This is a genomic window from Lutibacter litoralis (genome assembly GCF_014646675.1).
GTDB classification, from domain to species: Bacteria; Bacteroidota; Bacteroidia; order Flavobacteriales; family Flavobacteriaceae; genus Lutibacter; species Lutibacter litoralis.
Genome location: NZ_BMNS01000004.1, coordinates 217,271 through 234,119, shown reverse-complemented (window position 1 = coordinate 234,119; position 16,849 = coordinate 217,271). Strand labels below are relative to the sequence as shown.

At 30.0% G+C, this 16,849-nt stretch carries 9 protein-coding genes; 8 read left to right on the top strand and 1 reads right to left on the bottom strand.

Going from position 1 to position 16,849, the window contains the following annotated elements:
- Positions 1-5 precede the first annotated feature (5 nt).
- From IEW75_RS07700 to IEW75_RS07670, 7 genes are all read left to right on the top strand, one after another.
- Positions 6-1,565 carry a DUF4955 domain-containing protein gene (locus IEW75_RS07700; RefSeq protein WP_134248685.1) on the top strand — a complete coding sequence of 520 codons (1,560 nt, stop codon included), beginning with the start codon at positions 6-8 and terminating at the stop codon, positions 1,563-1,565.
- A 32-nt stretch (positions 1,566-1,597) separates the two neighbouring features.
- Positions 1,598-3,190 (top strand): sulfatase family protein, encoded by a 1,593-nt coding sequence (locus IEW75_RS07695; protein WP_134248686.1) that lies wholly within the window; start codon positions 1,598-1,600, stop codon positions 3,188-3,190.
- A gap of 36 nt (positions 3,191-3,226) precedes the next feature.
- Positions 3,227-3,589 (top strand): hypothetical protein, encoded by a 363-nt coding sequence (locus IEW75_RS07690; RefSeq protein WP_134248687.1) that lies wholly within the window; start codon positions 3,227-3,229, stop codon positions 3,587-3,589.
- Positions 3,586-7,200 carry a chondroitinase family polysaccharide lyase gene (locus IEW75_RS07685; RefSeq protein ID WP_134248688.1) on the top strand — a complete coding sequence of 1,205 codons (3,615 nt, stop codon included), beginning with the start codon at positions 3,586-3,588 and terminating at the stop codon, positions 7,198-7,200. Before IEW75_RS07690 ends, IEW75_RS07685 begins: the two co-directional genes overlap by 4 nt.
- Before the next feature lie 140 nt (positions 7,201-7,340).
- Positions 7,341-9,488 (top strand): alginate lyase family protein, encoded by a 2,148-nt coding sequence (locus IEW75_RS07680; RefSeq protein WP_262890335.1) that lies wholly within the window; start codon positions 7,341-7,343, stop codon positions 9,486-9,488.
- Positions 9,489-9,528: 40 nt separating this feature from the next.
- Positions 9,529-10,338, top strand: coding sequence for an alpha/beta hydrolase (locus IEW75_RS07675; protein ID WP_229714412.1), 810 nt, complete (start codon positions 9,529-9,531; stop codon positions 10,336-10,338).
- Positions 10,335-10,973 carry a sugar-binding protein gene (locus IEW75_RS07670; protein ID WP_134248690.1) on the top strand — a complete coding sequence of 213 codons (639 nt, stop codon included), beginning with the start codon at positions 10,335-10,337 and terminating at the stop codon, positions 10,971-10,973. Before IEW75_RS07675 ends, IEW75_RS07670 begins: the two co-directional genes overlap by 4 nt.
- A gap of 34 nt (positions 10,974-11,007) precedes the next feature.
- On the opposite strand, the gene IEW75_RS07665 is transcribed toward IEW75_RS07670, so the two are convergent.
- Complete coding sequence (locus tag IEW75_RS07665) at positions 11,008-15,114, bottom strand: two-component regulator propeller domain-containing protein (RefSeq protein WP_134248691.1); 4,107 nt, start codon at positions 15,112-15,114, stop codon at positions 11,008-11,010.
- Between the two features lie 355 nt (positions 15,115-15,469).
- Here IEW75_RS07665 and IEW75_RS07660 point away from each other — a divergent pair, with 355 nt between their 5' ends.
- A complete protein-coding gene (locus IEW75_RS07660) occupies positions 15,470-16,834 on the top strand; it encodes a Gfo/Idh/MocA family protein (RefSeq protein WP_134248692.1) in 1,365 nt (454 codons plus the stop codon).
- Positions 16,835-16,849 lie beyond the last annotated feature (15 nt).

The window sequence follows — 16,849 nt, the reverse complement described above, 5'->3', positions numbered from 1 at the left end:
ACTTTATGAAGTTCCCTAATTTTATTTTTACGGTAATTGTATTTTCATTTTTAAATTGTAACGCACAACAAAGTGCCGTTTGGAAAAATTTTAAAGAAGCAAAAAAAAATGGGACAGAAGCAATATTGCCTGATTTTTCTTACGCAGGTTATAAATACAGTGAAGTTGAAATTCCAACTGTAAATTATAAAATATTTGATGTTACTAATTTTGGAGCACAGCCTAATGATACAATTTCAGACAAAGAGGCTCTAATAAATGCTATTGCTGCTGCTAATAAAAATGGAGAAGGAATTATTTACTTTCCAAGAGGAAAGTATTATTTTTTTACTGGAAATGACCCATTAACGCCGATTCAAATAAAAGGTTCTAATATTGTTTTTAGAGGTGAAGGAGTAGGAGAAAATGGAACAATCTTATTTTTTGATAAAGATTTACCTGCAAAAGATCCTACTAAATTATGGACAGTACCATTTATGCTACAAACCGTTGCTAATGGTAGAGATGTAAAACTAACGAATGTTGTTGCAGATGCAAAAAGAGAAACATTTAGTATTGAAGTTTCAGATGCTTCAAAAATAAAAAAAGGAGATTGGGTAATTTTACACGTAAAAAATAATAGTAAAGATTTAATTGAATATGATTTGCAACCTTTAATTCCAGATCCAGCTTGGACTTCAATTTTAAATAAAGGAGTGGTTGTAAACGAACGTCATCAGGTAGCTTCAGTAAATGGAAATACAGTTACTTTTGTAGAACCAATTCATTATGATGTTCAGAAAAATCATAATTGGGAAATCTTTAGTTTTGCGCATTCTAAAGGTATAGGATTTGAAAATATAACTTTTGAGGGTAATTGGACAAAGGAATTTATACATCACCGTTCAGCACAAGATGATGGTGGCTGGAGTATATTAAAAATGTCTAGACTAGTAGATTCTTGGGTGAAAGATTGTAAATTTGTAAATGTTTCAAATGCAGTTGCTTTTTCACAATCAGCAGCTTCAACAGCTTTAAGCATTACTATTGAAGGAAAAATTGGACACAGTGCAATTCATGCAGCTGGAGGTTCTACAGGAATATTAATTGCCAATGTAAATGATATTGCAGGAATGCATCATACTTATGGAGTTGGTGGTGGAAGTACTACGGGAACTGTTATTTGGAGATCAAAACATCCAGCACATACCTCATATGAATCACACGCATCACAACCACGTTGTACATTATTTGATAATGTAGAAGGTGGTTTCTTTTTAGGAAGAGCTGGAGGTGCACGCTTTAATTTACCTAATCACGGACGTTATTTAGTCTTGTGGAATTATAACGAAACTGATGTAGCTGAAACCGATTTTGAATTTTGGTCTACTAAAACATGGTATTGGAAAATGGTACCACCAATTGTTGTCGGTTTTCATGGTACAGGAACAACTTTTAAAAAGGAAGATGTTCAAATTGTAGAAAGTTTAGGAACTCCAGTTCAACCAAAATCGTTGTTTGAAGAACAACTAAAATTGAGATTGGGGAAACTTCCTAAATGGATTTCAGAATTTAATAAAAAGTAATATAATAACAATCAATAATTAAAATGAATCTTATGAAATTACTTAAAGGTCTTTTTTTTATACTTTCAATTATAACAATAAGCTGTACTACAAAAAGTTTTAAAGAAGTAGCTAAAGTTCAAGAAAATGTTTCAGAAAAACCAAATGTGTTAATGATTTTTCCAGATCAATTAAGACGTTATAGTGCAGGTTATTGGTCAGGTAGTAAGTATAAAGAGCATGTAATAGGTAAATCAGATCCAGTAACTACTCCAAATATTGATAAATTAGCAGAAAATGGAGTTGTTTTTACGAATGCCACTAGTAATTATCCTTTATGTAGTCCATTTAGAGGAATGATGATGTCTGGTATGTATCCAGAACAAAACGGAATTTGGAATAATTGTAGAGAAGGAAGAGATGATAGTTTAGATGATGATATTCCAATGTTAACAGATTTATTCTTTGAAGCAGGTTACAATACTTCTTATTTTGGAAAATTTCATTGGTTAAAAACAGAACCATTATTCGATGAAAACGGTAATTATATCGGAACTACAGAAGAACCAGGAGGGCATTTTGTTAATAAATACGATACGTATGTGCCGCCAGGGAAAGCTAGGCATAATATCGAATATTTTTACCAAGCTCTTAAAGATGAGCATTTCAATCCTCATATATATTCTAACGACCCAAATACTATTGAAGGGAAGAAAGATGGAGAATTGCATTTGCCAAAAGTATATTCGCCTAAAAATGAAGCTGAAAAAATTATTTCGTATTTACAAAATAAAAACAATGTTAGAGATTTAAATAAACCATTTTTTATGATTTGGTCTTTAAACCCACCACACAATCCTTGGGGAGACGAAGATACCGATATGGAAATGGTACGAGAACATTACGATATTGATAAATTCCCTAAAATAGATAGAACATTAGTAGTTAGAGAAAATGCAGATTTAGAAGTTGCAGATTATGCAAGAAATTACTTTGGTGCGGTTACTAGTGTTGATAAATATATAGGAAAAGTGATTAATGAACTTGAAAAAACAGGGACATTAGATAATACTATTGTGGTTTTCTTTTCAGACCACGGAGAAATGTTAGGAAGTCACAGTTTAGAAGGTAAAAATGTAATGGAAATGGAAGCTATGGCAATACCTTTTATTGTGCATTGGCCAAAAGGATTAAAAGCTGGGGGAATAACAGATGTACTTTTAAGTGCACCAGACATTTTACCAACTACATTGGGACTTGCAGGTTTAACAAATAAAATTCCTACTGAAGTACAAGGAACTAATTTATCAGAATTAGTTTTTGATCCAACTACAACAAATGTTTCAAAACCAAAGGCTGTATTGTTAATGTTAGGTAATTCTCGGGGAATTCTTACACACGAATACACATTAAGTTTAGTAGAAAATAAAAAGCAGTGGGATAAAAAGAAAGGTACAAAACTTGTTGATACATTTTTATATGATAACATAAATGACCCGTATCAATTAACTAAAATACCGCTTTCTGAAAGACCAGAAGTTTCGAAAGACTTATTAACAAAACTAGGAGATTTATTAAAACACGCAAACGATCCTTGGTTTAAAGAAAACAAGTATAAAGATTTAATTATATATCCAGAAAGTTAATTTTTAAGTGAAGTGCAAAAAGTGTTAGAGATTAAGATGTTAAAACAACTAGAATGGTTGTTAAGAGTTGGAGTGTTTCTTACTTTTTTTGGACACGGAATTTTTGCTTTATTTGGTAAGGCAGGGTGGTTACCCTATTTAAAATATTTTGGATTTACAACAGAAGTAGCTTTTAAATTAATGTTTGCAATTGGAATAATTGATGTTATTGTTGCAGTTAGTATTTTGTTTAAACCTTATAAACCTATAGTTATTTGGGCAATTATTTGGGCGCTTTCAACAGCATTAATTAGACCTATTTCAGGGGAACCTATCTGGGATTTTATTGAAAGAGGTTCAAATTGGATAGTTCCTTTGTGTTTGTATTTGTTGCTAAAAACTAAACACAGAAATCAATGAAACTTGTAACTGTAAAAATAATTTTCACGAGACTACTATTAATTATTTTTGTGCAATTTCAAGGTTTTTCACAGGATCAATCTTTTGAAACAGCTACTGTTCCTTCAAATTGGAAAACTTCTACAGGGAGTTTGAGTACTTCCTCTGTACATTATAAATTAGGAAATCAGTCATTAAAATGGGATTGGAATGCAAATGCTGTATTAATAGTTTCCAATTTACAAAGTAATGGGCTAGTTCCTTCTGAAGTTTTAGGCTATTTTGAAAATATGTTCAGAATGTGGGTTTATAATACATCAAAAATAACTGATCAACCTTTAGTTATAGAATTTTACGATTCCAATGGCAAATTGCAATTTCATTATAATTTTCAAACCAATTTTACCGGTTGGAGAGCGGCCTCAGCAAGTTATAAATTTGAAATGTATGGAAATAAATCTTCAACAAATATTACAACAATAAAAATTAAAGCACCAACAAAAGGAAGTGGAACTTTTTATTTTGATTGTATTGATTATACAATGGCGAGAAATACGTATAGATCTCCAGATTATCAGTTGCCATTTATAAATTTAGATAATGATAAACATTGGAGTGATATTATGTACTTTCAATCTTTGTCTAAAACAGTAAGCGCAACTGCACCAACTTCTCAAGAAATATCAGATTTTAATACCGTAAAACAACAATACGATGCGTTAATTTTAGGCAATGCGCCAAGTAGCAGTAATGTTGCTAATGCTGTAAATAAATATAACAATTTAGCTATTAATTATGCTGATGGAATTGTAACAGGAAAGCCCATTTATGGTACAGATTATAGTAATGCCGAGAGTTGCGCTGCTGTAGACGATTATCTGCATACCTTGGCAAGCGATTATAAACACAATGGAACAGCTGCAAGTTTAACGTATTTTTTAAATTCAATTCGTTATTTGTTAGATCAAGGATATGCAGAAGGCAGTTTGGTTGAAACCATACACCATATTGGATATCGATTTAGAAATATTTCAAAAGCTGTACATTTAATGAAGTCGGAATTAGAAACTGCTGGTTTATGGAGTGAAGCTCAGAAAATGGTTGAATGGTATACTGCCGCAGATATTATTTGGCATCCAACGGCGCACGACAGTAATCTAGATGATGCTTTAACAAGATCACTTTCCATATTGGGAGCTTGTCTTTATAAAAATTCAGATGAAGAAAAAGTGCAGTATTTAAAAGGTTATACTTTATATATTCAAAATTGGTTAACTGCGTATTCTAAAGAAGGTGAAGGGTTAAAAATTGATTTTACAGGTTTTCATCATAATACATATTATCCGCTCTATACTTTTGGAGCTTATAATACACTTTCTGAAGTTGTAAAATTAATATCAGGTGGTGTTTATGGAATTTCACCAGAAAAAAAAGAATTATTTAAAAACACGCTACTATTAGCCAGAGTTATAATGTCTAATAGCGATCTTCCAAATTCTTTATCAGGAAGAAGTCCTTTTGCAGGAATTTCGATTGAAAAAAGTCTAAAAAATTTGGGCTTGGCAAATCCAGAAAATGCGCAATTACTAGGAGCTTATAATTATATTTCTGGGGGCGATTCAACTACAAAGGCCTATGCTGCAGAAACAGCTCCAAATGGGTTTTGGCAAGTAAATTATGCAAATTTAGGGGCGTATAGGCAAAGTGATTGGGTAGCAGATATTAAAGGTTTTAACAAATATTTTTGGGGAACTGAAATTTATACATCAGACAATAGGTTTGGGCGTTACCAAAGTTATGGAGCTATAGAAATTTTATATACAAATGGATATTCAAATTCTGGATTTAATCGCAATGGATGGGATTGGAATAAAGTGCCAGGGGCAACAACCATACTTTTACCTAGGAACGATTTAGAAGCAGCAAATAGTAGACAAGATGAAACTACCAATTCTAATTTTGCGGCAAGTTTACGCTTTGGAACAAAAGATAAATATTATATAAATTCAAACTTAGAAGGAAATTATGGAGTTTTTGGAATGGATTTTACCCAAAAAGCTATTTCTTCAACACATACAGAAAGTTTTAAATTTAAAAAATCTGTTTTTTGTTTCGATGGAAAATTAATATGCTTGGGAAGCAATATCAGTAATAACAATACTTCGCATATAACAGTAACTAATTTATTTCAAAATTATTTAGATACTACCAGTACTCCAATAGTAATTAATAATAGTGAAACTGCAACATTTCCATATACAAATAAAACAGATATAGTTATAAATAACTGGTTAATTGATGCCGTAAATACGGGTTATTACGTAAAAATTGGCAATGCAATTACTATAGATAGAAAAAGTCAGATTTCTCCAAATGAAAATGGAAATGGCTCGTTTACAAACGGTAATTTTGCATCAGCATTTATAGATCACGGAAAAAAACCAAGAGATGCAACTTACGAATATGTTATAATTCCTGAAACTAATGCTTTAGAAATGGTAGCTTTTTCGGCTGCTATGGAAACTGAAGAAACTGCTTTTTATAAAGTAGTTCAGAAAAATAAAACAGCGCATATTGTTAGTTATAAAAATATGGTTGGTTATTCTTTTTTTGAAGCAGGTTCTTATACAAATTCAACTCCAATTAAAAGTAATAATGCACCTTGTTTGGTTATGATTTCTGAAGTTGAAAATGACCTAGATATAACTTTAGTAAATCCAGATTTAAGCTTTGAGACCAATAATGGTGAGAGCCAAATTACAACAGCTACTTTAGTGCTAAACGGAATTTGGAATTTAAATAATACTAATGGCATAGTAAACTTAACAAGAGGAACAGATGAAACTACCCTAATAATAGAAGCTAAAGATGGTTTACCTGTTGATATTGAGTTGTTTAAGGTTGTTAGTAGTGTCTTAAGCCCTATTTTTGAAATAAAAACAACCAGAGAAACCTGTACCGATAAAAATAACGGAATAATTACCATTAATGCACAAACAGAACTAAACTATACAGCAACAATTAGTGGAACAACTGTTAACGGAACAAAGGTTTCTGAACAAAATTATCCATTTACAAAAGCTACTGGATTACAAATAAACGATCTAAAACCTGGAAAGTATAGTGTTTGTATTTCTGTTAATTCAAACGATTTTAAACAGTGTTACACTATTCAAATAGACGAGGCTGTTAAACTAGAATTAAAGTCCGAAATTACTACAAATGAGGTTTTAATAAATATAGTAAAAGGAACTGCGCCTTTTAAAGTGGTAGTTAATGGTTTGGAATTGCTTGAGACAAGAGTACCTTCTTTTTTAGTAACCATTGAACCAGGAGATGTATTAGAAGTAAAAACAGCGATGGCCTGTGAAGGAGTTTTTTTAGAAAAAATAACTAAAGATGCAGCGGTTGTTGTGTATCCAAATCCGACGAGAGATTTTTTCTACATAAATATTTTAGATTCAACTATTGAAATACAAAATATTAAATTATTTGATGTTATGGGAAGGTTGGTTTTAACGCAGCAAAATAATCAAACGGTTAATGTCTCAAATTTAAAAAAGGGAATTTATTTTTTAAAAATCGGAACAAAAGAAGGAACTAGTATTTCTAAAAAAGTGTTTGTAGAATAAATTGAAAAGTGTGAATTATGACAGTTTTGAAAGCCATTTAATAGTCAATTTCTCCCAGAATTTAGTTCAATTAAACTATATTTACACGAATAAAACAGCCTTAAAAATAACGTATTTCTAGATACATTAAAATTTAAAAAATGAAATTAAAACTGTTTGTTTTCATCTGTAATTTTCTAATTATTTTCAATACTTTTTCACAAGTTAATGACAACTCAATATTTAAAATTTTAGACTTGGAACAAGTACCTTCTGTAAATGAAAAATATAAAAATAATTTTCAAGCAGCAGCATTAAAAGAGTTATTAAATATTTACAGAATAAAGGAAAATAGTTATATACAAGAAATAGAGAACATTGCTTTATTCAAAGAAAATCATAAAGATAAAATTGAAAATACCATTAATTCGGCAAATCAAGTTTTAAATAATTATTTTTTGTTTAGATATGAGTGGGATATGGAAAAAACCAATATTCCCCATCAATTTAATAAGGAAATAGATTGGAAGGCAATTCCAAATGGTGATGAAGAATGGTGTTTTATGTTAAATAGACACCGGTATTGGATAGATTTAGGAAAAGCATATTATTTTACTGGAAAAGAAAAATATGCAAAGGGTTTTGTAGAGCAAGTAACGCATTGGATTGATAATAATCCACTACAAGACGATTTAAAAAAATATTCTTGGAGAAGAATTGAAGCTGGAATACGATGTGAAAATTGGATAAAGTCGTTTGAACTTATTAAAAATTCAAAACACATAACACCAGAATTTTTAGCAAAATTTTTGAATTCATTATATCAACACGGAATTTATATAAACAGCACATTTACTAATTTTTCAAAAACTAGTAATTGGGGAGTGTTAGAATTTCATGGCTTGTTTAATTTGTCTCAATTTTTATCAGAATTTAAGTTAGCTAAAAACTGGCAACAGAACGCAATTGATAATTTAGAAACGTGTATTAAACTTCAAATATTAGAAGATGGAAGTCAGTGGGAGCAGTCGCCAATGTATCATAATGAAGTTTTTCATTGTTATTTAAATGTGAATTTACTGGCACAGCGAAATAATATTGAATTACCAGAAATAATAGTTCAAAAAACAAAAGATATGGCTTATGCCAATGTAAAATGGCAAAAACCAAATTTTCATCAACCAGTTCTTGGAGATAGCGACGATACAGATTTACGAGGTTTATTAACGTTAGCGGCATTAATTTTTAAAGACCCTGTGTTAAAGTCAAGGGCCTATATAACAGTAGGTTATGAAACGCAATTTTTGGTTAACTCAAAACAAATTAAAGCGTATAATAATTTAGAAGTTAAAAACCCTTCTTTTTTGTCGGTTTATCAAGAAAGTTCAGGAGGTTTTTATATGAGAACTTCTTGGGAGCAAGATGCCACATACAGCAGTTTACACTTGAAAAAATTAGGTTGCGGTCACGGTCACGATAATATTTTACATTTCACATTGTATGCCAATAATAGAGATTATTTAATTGATGGCGGACGTTATTCATATGTTAATAATAAATGGCGCGAATATTTTAAAAGTAATACGAGTCATAATACTTTAGGAGTAGATAATTTACCAAATACGGTTTATCAAGATTCTTGGACAAATAAATTTGAAGCAAGAGCAGAGGGTGATTTTATTAAGTCAACAACTTTATTTGATTACGGAGAAGCTATCAACACTGCCTACCAAAGATTAGAAGATCCAGTTAAACTAAAAAGAAGAATGCTATATATTAAACCAAATGTATGGTTGTTATTCGATAGTTTTTCGGCTAAAGAAAAGCATACTTATTCGCAATATTTTAATTTTCCAGATAAAAATGTTGAAATTTTAAATGCAGGAATTGAAACTACATTTTCAGATAATAATTTAAGAATTCAACCAATTAAAAGTGTAGAATTAAAATTAACAGATGAATGGCGTTCTCCAGAATATAATTTAAAAGTTGAAAACAGACGCGCAGAATTGTTTAAGGAAGCAGTTGGGTTTACTTCATTTATTAACTTATTATATTTTCCTGAATTAACAAATTTAAAGTCTAAAAAAATACCAGTTTATTCTCGTAGAGACGTTTTGTTAACCGATGAAGATGTTGAAGCAGTTAGCTTAGAAATTGACGGTAAAAAATATACTATTTTAGTAGTGCATAACTCTTCAAGTCCTGCAAATCATTTTTATAAAGTGAACAGTACATTGGTGCAAGGAGAAGTTGTACTTATTGAAGAAAGTGAGAACGAAAAGCAAGTTCATATTATAAAAGAATAATGAAGTTTGTAAGCATTAAATACATTTTACTATTTTAATCATGATGTCAACCTTTTCAGATACTAACGGAATAAAATATATATGGCCTAACGGTGTTCCAAAAACAGATGAAGATTTAGAAAGATCTATTCAAACCAAAGAAAAAGTAGGATTAATTACTAAAATAATTGAAATAAAGTATCCTTCATTTACAGTGTATAAGCCTACAATTAAAGGAAATAATGTTGGGATAATTGTATGTCCAGGAGGTGGATATAGTATTTTAGCAATTGATTTAGAAGGAACTGAAGTTGCACAATGGTTAACAAAATTGGGATATACCGTTTTTTTGTTAAAATATAGCGTGCCAAATAAAGAATTAGAAGCTTTAAACGATTTAAAAAGAACAATTAGAATTGTTAGGAATACTTCTGCAAAGTATAATCTAAATAAAAATAAAATAGGTGTACTTGGCTTTTCGGCTGGAGGAAGTTTGTGCGCCAGAGTAAGTACTTTATTTAATAAAGAAACATATACAAAAGTTGATGAGATTGATGCTGTTTCTTGTCGCCCAAATTTTACACTATTAATTTATCCAGCTTATTTAGATCAAGGAGAAAATAATTCGATAACACCTGAACTTGAGATTAGTAAAAAGATACCTCCAATGTTTATTTTTGGAACTGTAGATGATGTTTATGGGAATAGTAGTTTGGTAATGACTAAGGCATTAAAGGAAGCAGAAGTAACTGTAGAACTGCATTTTTTGGATGAAGGAGGTCACGGTTACGGATTAAGAAAAGGAAATAGAGCAGCAGAAGTTTGGCCTAAATTGGCTGAGAGCTGGTTAAAAAGAATACATATAAAATGAAAAAATACAAAGTAAAATCTATTGGAAATAATACAATAGCTATATCAGGAAAATGTGATGACTTAAAGTGGAATTCGGCTGAAGCTTTAACAGATTTTATTTCTGCTTGGGACGATGAACCTATAAAAAGAATTGAGTTTAAATCGCTTTGGAATAATACGCATTTGTTTTTTTGTTTTAAAGTATTTGATAGCGAAGTGCATATCGACAAAACAGATGATACAGTTGATAGTATTGGAAATTCAGACAGAGTAGAACTGTTTTTTAGAACCGATGCTGAATTGAATCCTTATTATTGTTTAGAAATTGATCCAACACCTAGAATTATGGATTTTATAGCCTATCCAAACAAAAAATTTAATTTTGATTGGAACTGGCCACAAAAAGATATTTTAGTAAAATCTCACAAAGAAAAAGACTATTTTATTGTTGAAGGACAAATAACTCTTGCTTCTTTAAAAGAGTTTAATTTAATAAAAAATAACAAAATTGAAACAGGGATTTTTAGAGCTAAATTCAATCAGCAAGAAGATTTATCTTTTGAGCCAACTTGGATTTCTTGGGTAAACCCGAACACAGAAACACCAAATTTTCACACACCTACTTCTTTTGGAGAGTTACATTTAATTGATTGAGATTTTTCGTCATATGTCATAAATAGTAATTAAATTATTTTTTTATGACACTAACATCTAACTTATATTTTTTCAGGTATTTATCTGAGCCAATTTGTATGGCTTCTTTTTTAAATGTATTAGGTGTTTTTCCGAACTGTTTTTTAAAGCATTTAGAAAAGTATTTAGGATCGTTAAATCCAGAAACATATGCAGCCTCTGAAATGCTGTATCCATATTTTGCAATTACAACGGCAGCTTTTTTTAAGCGTAATATACGCACTAATTCGACCAAGCCTTCGCCCGTTAAAGCTTGACATTTGCGGTAAAGTACAGAATAACTCATGTTCAGAGCTTCAGATAAATCTTCTACCCTAAAGTTAGGATCTTCAATTTTTGAATTAATTGCTGTTATTAAGTTTTCAAGAAATAAGTCATCATTAGATTTATTTACATTAATATCTGGACTGCTAATTATTTCTTTTTTGAGATTTGAAATAATGTGTTCTGTAGAAACAATAATATTATTAATTTTAAGAAGTAACTCGTTTGTATTAAATGGTTTATTAATAAACTCTATGGCTCCAGACTCTAAGCCTATTATTTTGGATTTGATAGAGTTTTTGGCAGTTAATAAAACAATTGGAATATGTTTTGTTAGTTGATTTTTTTGAAGCATTTTACACATCTCAATACCATCTACTTCAGGCATCATAATATCACTTAAAATAATATCTGGACAGTTATTTTTTGCAGCTTCATAACCTTCTTTGCCATTTTCAGCTAAAATGATATTGTATTTCTCTGATAGTAAATCTTTCAATAAGATTTGTAGTTCTAAGTTATCTTCAACAATTAATATTGTTTTATCATGTTTTAAACTTAAACTAATAGTAGGTTTTAAATCCTTTTCTTGCTTAATAGTGGTGTTAATTTCTTCTGTTACTATGCGCTCCTCTTGTAAATAGGCTTCTTCTGTAATAGGAAAAGTAATAATAAAAGTTGTTCCTTCAATGCTATTTGAAGTTACTTCAATTTTTCCTCTATGCACTTCTATAAGCTCTTTTGTTAACGCTAAACCGATACCTGAACCTTTGGATTGAATTCCTATTTTAGATTGGTAAAAAAGTGTAAATATATCATTCAACTCTTCCTCCTCAATACCTGGGCCAGAATCTGAAACATATATTTTAACGGAATTTTTGTTATTTATTGGAACTGCAATTAGTTGAATGTTTCCTTCTTTTGGTGTAAATTTAAACGCATTTGATAACAGGTTATATATAATATGTTCTATTTTATCCTTATCATACCAAACTTCAGAAAGGTTTTGAGGACAATTTACGCTAAAGTCTATATTTTTAAACCTAGCTTGTTCTTTAAATGAAAGTGCAATAGTATTAAGTTCTTCACATAAATTATTTTTTGTTACTAGAAGCTTAATATTTTCTAACTCTTTATTTCGAACAGTGGTAAGTTCGAAAACAATTCTAGACAAACGTTTAACATTGTTAGCGATAATAAGCAATCGTTGTTTTAGCAATAAATTACCATTTTCTTCCGCTCGCAATATCATATTATCTATGGGACCTAAAATTAGTGTTAATGGTGTTTGAATTTCGTGAGACATTTTTGCGAAAAAATTCATTTTTAAGGTATGCAATTCTTTTGCTTTGTTGAAGCTTATTTTATCTGAGATTATTTTCTTTTTTAAATTGTACCAATTTTTAATTATAAATCCTAGGCCGGTTAATATTAATAGATACACAAAATAAGCAAAGGAGGTATTCCAAATTGGTTGTGCAATTTCTATTGCTATTTTTTTGGAAGGAATATCCCAAGTACCATTTTTTGAGCCTGCCTTTACTTCAAATGTATAGTTACCAGAAGGTATATTTGTATAAGTTGCAAGTCTTTCTTTTTTTATTGGAATCCACGCATCATTAAAACCTAATAAGCGATAGGCATAATGGTAATTTGTATTTAAAACATTGTCAAATGCTGAAAAACGAAATGAAAATGAAGATTGATTGGACTCTAAAGTTATTTTTTTTAAGTGTTCTATACTCGAACTTATTTGTTCAGGAATTAGAGATATTGCTGGCTGATTTAAGATTTCTATTGAATTAATATATAGTTTAGGATTCAATTCTTTTTTAGTGATTTCTTCTGGTTTAAAGCTATTTAGACCATTTACTCCTCCAAAATACAATGTCCCTTTGCTATCTTTAAAAGAACTCCTGGCTAAAAACATATTATCTTGTAAACCATCTATTACTTGAAAATTAGTTATTAAAGAATCTTTTAAGTTAAAGTGTAAAATTCCATCTGAAGAACTCATCCAAAGATTAGAAGCATTTTCAACCAAAACTGATTTTATATCAAAATCTTTTAGAGCTGTATTATTTTGAAATGAATGATATTTATGGGTATTTGGATCGAATTTAAAAAGTTTTCCATGTGAATTTACTAACCATAAGAATCCTAAATTATCCAATTCTATAGACCTAAATCCTAAAATATCATTAGAGTAAGTAGCTTCGTCAAAATAGCTTACATAAGTAAATTTAGAATTTGAAAGGTTTTCTGCATTTTCTTCAAACTTAAAAAGTCCACCTTTATAAGATCCAATCCAAATTGTACCATTTGCATCTTCTATAATGCTTTCTACAACAAAACCTTTTAGCCCTTTTGTATTATTTTCAAAACTAGCAAGTAATTTTTGAGCACTAGAATATAGGTTGAGCGATACGTTTGAAGCCACCCAAATCCGTTCTTTAGAATCGGTATAGACAGTTCTTACATCTGTAGCTTTTTGAGCTAACGAATTTTTAATTTCAATATTTTTAAAAGAATTGTTTTTAGAATTGTAGTGCCATAAGCTATTTTTATATGTTCCAAACCAAATATTTTCTTTATTGTCTTCAGTAATGGACTGTATATAAAAGCCTTTTTTAAATTTATCAGCTAAAAAGTATTGGTTTTTAGAAACTGTTCCATCTTTATTTGATGAAATTTTTGTAATACCCTTTCCGTCTGTACCAGCCCATAAAGTACCTTTTTTAGTTTTATAAATTGATAGAATTCTAGATGGTGTATTAGTATCAGAACCATCATAATATTTAATTTCACTATTAACTTCTGGTAAAATGTTTAATTGACCATAATTAGAAGCAACCCAAATATTTTCATGTGTATCTTCATAAACTGCTATAATTGTATTACTACCTAAAGAAAATTTATTGGTATCTTGATGTGTGTATAGTTGTATTGTGCCTTCCTTAGAATTAACTCTATATAAGCCACCACCATCGGTTCCAGCCCAAATATAACCTTTATTGTCGCAAAATAATGTAATAAACATTTCCTTTTTAATATTGTAAAAAGGGGCTTTATAGAGTATGTCTCTAACAAGCTTTTTAGAATTTATATCATAAACAAATAAACCATTAGACTCTGTTCCAATCCATAGTTTATTGCTTAAATCTTTGGTAATTCTTATTTCTCCAAGTAAATCTGAAAATGAACTTTCTAGGGTTTCTAATTCATTGTTTTTTTGCGAATAATGAAAGATTTTACCAGTATTTGTACTTATAAATAATTCGTTGGCATCTGTTATTACAATATTTAAAATTTCGGATACATTGCTTGTAATATTTGGTATCTTAGTGAGTTCTTTTAGCTCACCACTACTATAATTATAGGTGAATATTTCTCCTTGTTTGGTGGCTAAAAGAATAGAATTCTTGTTGCCAGTTATGAGTTGAATTTTCTTCTTTTTTAAAAGGTCTAATTCATTAAAATTACCTAGAGTATCACAAACAGTTACACGTCCGTTTCTACTATTAATCCAGATATTATTTTTAAAATCTTTATAAATACTTTTAATATAGTCATCATTTCCTAATTCTTTAAATAGTTCATTTACACCTGTATAATAATAATTGTAACCATCATATTTTACAAATCCAGAAGAATGACCTAACCAAATATACCCGTAATAATCTTGAACAATACTATTTATGTAAAGTGATTTTTTATTATGCGTTGGCTCTATATGAATAAAATTGGAGTGTTCTTGTCCAATACAATATAAACTATTTAATAATAAATACACCGTTAAAATTTTCGATTTAATGGTGTGATTTTTTTTATTATTCATTATGGAGAAAGATTTTATGATCAAATTGAAATGCTATAAAGTTATCTGTAAATAGTTTAAGCATAGTCACAAATGTATTTATTAAAAACTAAATAAAATTTTTTTAATGCATTCAAAGGTGGAATATTTAATCAAAAAGGGGTAAAATTTTTATAGATTTCCTTTTTTATTAAAAATCACCACCTCTTCGCTTAAATAATCTACTTTTTTATTAAATAGAATTATCAATTTTGAGATGTCAAAATTAAGGGTTTATTCATATCATACATGAGTTTTAAATAGAAAAAACACTAAAACATCCATTTTCAAACTTTATTAATGTGGGTTTGAATTCTAAAAATAGAAATAAAAAAACATGAAATCACGAAGAAATTTTATAAAAAAAACTGCAATTGCAGGAGCAGGAATTACAATGCTACCTAATATGTCTTTTGGAATAAATACCGGTATATTCGGAAAAGAAGAAAAATTAAAAGTAGCACTAATAGGTGTTGGTTTGCGTGGAACAAATCATTTAAACAATGTATTGTTAAGAGATGATGTATTAGTTACTGCTATTTGTGATATAGATCCAAGACGTATTACTATTGCATTAGACCATATAAAAAAGGCTGGAAAACAAAAACCTGAAGTTTTTGGAAATGATGAATATGATTACAGAAACCTATTAGCTTTAAAAGACGTTGATGCAGTTATTATATCAACACCATGGTTGTGGCATACGCGTATGGCAAAAGATGCAATGCAAGCGGGTAAGTATACTGGGTTAGAAGTGTCAGCAGCCAATACTATGGAAGAATGTTGGGATTTAGTAAATACTCATGAAGAAACAGGTACACATTTAATGATTTTAGAAAATGTGAATTACAGACGTGATGTACTTGCAGTATTAAACATGGTAAAACAAAATGTGTTTGGCGAGCTAGTTCATTTTAGATGTGGTTACCAACACGATTTACGTTTTGTAAAACTAAACGATGGTAAAAGTGCTTACGGAAAAGGGGTGGAGTTTGGTGAAAAAGGAATTTCAGAATCTGCGTGGAGAACACAACATTCACTTTTAAGAAATGCTGATGTATACCCAACACACGGTGCTGGGCCAATAGCAGCAATGTGCGATATTAATAGAGGAAATCGTTTTACATCATTAACAGCTAATGCAACCAAAGGTATCGGCTTAAACGATTATATTGTTAAAAATGGTGGAGCAGATCATCCAAATGCAAAATTAAAGTTTAAACAAGGAGATGTAATTACTTCAACTATAGAAACTGCAAACGGAGAAACAATTATTGTAACACACGATTGTAATTTACCAAGACCATATTCTTTAGGGTTTAGAGTACAAGGAAGCAACGGACTTTGGGAAGTTGATGGTAATAGAATATATATAGAAGGAAAATCTGATCCACATCGTTGGGATGTTGCAGATGAATGGTTAAAGAAATATGATCACCCACTTTGGAAAAAGTATGGAGAAAAAGCAATGGGAGCGGGACATGGAGGAATGGACTTTTTTGTAATAAATGCATTTGTAGAGTCTGCTAAACAAAATATTGCACCACCAATGGATGCATATGATGCAGCTGCCTGGAGTGCCATTACACCACTGTCTGAATTGTCTATAGAAAATAACGGAGAACCACAAGATTTTCCAGATTTTACAAGAGGAAATTGGATAAAAAACAAACCATACAATTGGATGAAAGATACTTTTTAAAATGAATTAACTAGA

What these genes read in the sequence shown, in the direction of transcription:
- IEW75_RS07700 (WP_134248685.1), top strand. Translation starts at nt 6, where the DNA reads ATGAAGTTCCCTAATTTTATTTTTACGGTAATTGTATTTTCATTTTTA.
- IEW75_RS07695 (WP_134248686.1), top strand. Translation starts at nt 1,598, where the DNA reads ATGAAATTACTTAAAGGTCTTTTTTTTATACTTTCAATTATAACAATA.
- IEW75_RS07690 (WP_134248687.1), top strand. Translation starts at nt 3,227, where the DNA reads ATGTTAAAACAACTAGAATGGTTGTTAAGAGTTGGAGTGTTTCTTACT.
- IEW75_RS07685 (WP_134248688.1), top strand. Translation starts at nt 3,586, where the DNA reads ATGAAACTTGTAACTGTAAAAATAATTTTCACGAGACTACTATTAATT.
- IEW75_RS07680 (WP_262890335.1), top strand. Translation starts at nt 7,341, where the DNA reads ATGAAATTAAAACTGTTTGTTTTCATCTGTAATTTTCTAATTATTTTC.
- IEW75_RS07675 (WP_229714412.1), top strand. Translation starts at nt 9,529, where the DNA reads ATGATGTCAACCTTTTCAGATACTAACGGAATAAAATATATATGGCCT.
- IEW75_RS07670 (WP_134248690.1), top strand. Translation starts at nt 10,335, where the DNA reads ATGAAAAAATACAAAGTAAAATCTATTGGAAATAATACAATAGCTATA.
- IEW75_RS07665 (WP_134248691.1), bottom strand. Translation starts at nt 15,114, where the DNA reads ATGAATAATAAAAAAAATCACACCATTAAATCGAAAATTTTAACGGTG.
- IEW75_RS07660 (WP_134248692.1), top strand. Translation starts at nt 15,470, where the DNA reads ATGAAATCACGAAGAAATTTTATAAAAAAAACTGCAATTGCAGGAGCA.